The sequence below is a fragment of the Desulfobacter curvatus DSM 3379 genome, from assembly GCF_000373985.1.
GTDB lineage: Bacteria > Desulfobacterota > Desulfobacteria > Desulfobacterales > Desulfobacteraceae > Desulfobacter > Desulfobacter curvatus.
Genome location: NZ_KB892991.1, coordinates 1 through 2,427 on the forward strand (window position 1 = coordinate 1; position 2,427 = coordinate 2,427).

Genomic DNA, 2,427 nt, shown 5'->3' on the forward strand with positions numbered 1-2,427 from the left:
TTTAAAGCAGGGCGTTGGGATTGTTTGAAACTCATGGCAACCACGCACAATCCAATGCCGGCGGCATGACCGGGAAAATGGGAATGCGCCCACTGAAGTCATACTCAGGGAATGGAACATGGTTTTCCGGCAGGTCTTCCATAAAGAGACGGTCAGATTATTCATACCGAATAAAACCCTGTTGGCAATGATATCCGTGTGACAGGCGTGGAAGAAAAATATCGATCTAAACCAAATCAAACAATCCCTTTCAGGCAGTCAGGCCTTGCCGTTGAAAGAAATTGCGCCCGGGTCAGGTCTGATTTTAAATAAAATAATATTTCAAACAGATTGATTGTCCAGCTGGCAAGCAAGTTCATTATATACAAGAACGCGTTAACACAGACTACCGTCGACTATCCTGCCGATTCTTTTTTTCTTAATCTTTCACCGCACCATTACGGCAAGGGTGTTCAATCCTAAGACCATCGTGTATTTTCAATGAACATTCGATCCCAGCATTGTCATCAATTTCCATGAAGGCTCACTTATTTTACCTGTCACCTGGATTATCAGGCAAGTATTGTGGACGATCAGGTGATTGCATCTGCCTAAGGCGGTGTATACTTCTTATATCAGTTTTAAATTTCCAAAACCTGGATTTTTGACGAACCGAACAGCAATGAAGAATCCTCTTAAAATGAGGTATCAAAGAAGGTTACTGATATAATTCTAGAACATAAGCAAAATCTTTAAACAAAACCAAGATTGACTTGCCGGACAACAGAGGCAGGCAATCAATTAAACAAGGAGAAAATTACGATGATCTTAAAAGAAACGTTTACCCTCTCCAATGGGGTTGAGATTCCGAAACTGGGTCTCGGCACATGGTTTATCAATGATGATGACGCAGGACAAGCGGTAAAAGAGGCCGTAAAAATCGGTTATGCCCACATTGACACCGCCCAGGCCTATGGAAATGAACGGGGCGTGGGAGAAGGAGTGAAAAACTGTGGGGCAAAAAGAGAAGAACTATTTGTGACCACCAAGCTTGCCGCCGAAATAAAATCCTACAAAGAGGCGGTTCACGCCATAGACGGCTCTCTTGAAAAAATGAGCCTGGATCATGCCGACCTGATGATTATCCACAGCCCCCAGCCGTGGGCTGAATTTGGCGGAAAAGAGCGTTTTCTTGAAGGGAACCGGGAAGCGTGGCGTGCCCTTGAAGACGCATACAAGGCAGGGAAGCTTCGCGCTATCGGTGTGTCAAACTTCCAAAAACCCGACATTGAAAATATCCTTGAATCCTGCTCTGTTTCGCCCATGGTCAACCAGATTCTGGCCCATGTCACCAATACGCCCCAGGCCCTGATCCGGTATTGTCAGGAAAAAGGCATCCTTGTGGAGGCATACTCCCCCATTGGACACGGCGAACTGCTGAAAAATGCGGAACTTGCAGCAATGGCGGAAAAATACGGGGTTTCCTTACCCCAGTTATGTATCCGTTATGTTTTGCAGCTTGACCTTATTGCCCTGCCCAAAACGGGAAACCCGGAACACATGAAAAACAATGCAGATGTGGATTTTATCATCACCCAGGAAGATATGGCGCAGTTAAAAAACATGGCCCGGATCAAGGATTATGGAAAGGCCGGCGTGTTTCCGGTGTACAAATAATTATTAAAGAGAGTCATAACAGGTTCCATACTTTGGGCCATTCAACTGGTGGACGCGAACCGGTCGGCCAAGATGATCGCGTGGGTGGGCATGTCCATGTTTGCGGCCCTGGCCGCAGGGGCTCCGGCCGGAAGCTTTGTATTTGAAACCTGGTCTTTTTCGGGCACCTTCCCGACCGGTTCGGTGGTGCCACGGTCTCACTTTATTGCCTTGTTTTCCAGACGGCAGGTCTTATCATGATAGGCACGACCACCCATGGCCCGGTGGCTATGGTGGGCGCTGCAGTTGCGGGCGCCGGTTTTTCCCTGGTGTTTCCCGGATTGGGCATTGAGGCGCTGAAGCGAGCCCCTGTCGAACACCGGGGGCTTGCTATGGGGTGTTATAATGCCTTTCTCGATGTCACCCTGGGATTCGGAAGCCCCGGCCTGGGGTTTCTGGCCGGAAAATTTGGACTTGAATCCGTTTTTTTAGTCAGTGCCGTCGCAGCGGGCCTTTCGATTTTTATAGCAGTTTACCTTCGTTGCCGCCGGGGCAACAGACCGTTGCATTAAACTAATAAAAGACCGCTAACCAAATTGTTATGTTATTTGGGTCGGTTCGGGTAACCTTATGTTTTGTATGGGCCGGAATATTGAGGTAATCCCCTTTATTTAAAACGCGCAACTCTTCGTTCTCAAACACAGTGCTGACGCATAAATAATAAAAGGTCGGCCGAAGTTGTTCCGCCCACTCCTTTTTGGGAAAATTCCGCCTTTCCTTCTTTCAGAAGGC

The 2,427-nt window shown here is 47.6% G+C and carries 2 protein-coding genes; both read left to right on the forward strand.

Annotated features, from left to right (window positions below):
- The first annotated feature begins 801 nt into the window (after positions 1–801).
- The gene (locus B147_RS0107830) at positions 802–1,656 is read left to right on the forward strand and encodes an aldo/keto reductase (protein WP_020586662.1); all 855 of its coding nucleotides are present in this window, start codon (positions 802–804) and stop codon (positions 1,654–1,656) included.
- A 149-nt stretch (positions 1,657–1,805) separates the two neighbouring features.
- Positions 1,806–2,207, forward strand: coding sequence for an MFS transporter (locus B147_RS27845; protein WP_083927847.1), 402 nt, complete (start codon positions 1,806–1,808; stop codon positions 2,205–2,207).
- Positions 2,208–2,427 lie beyond the last annotated feature (220 nt).

Bases quoted from the DNA above. Each gene is read 5' to 3' on its own strand.
- B147_RS0107830 (WP_020586662.1), top strand. From the start codon at position 802: ATGATCTTAAAAGAAACGTTTACCCTCTCCAATGGGGTTGAGATTCCG.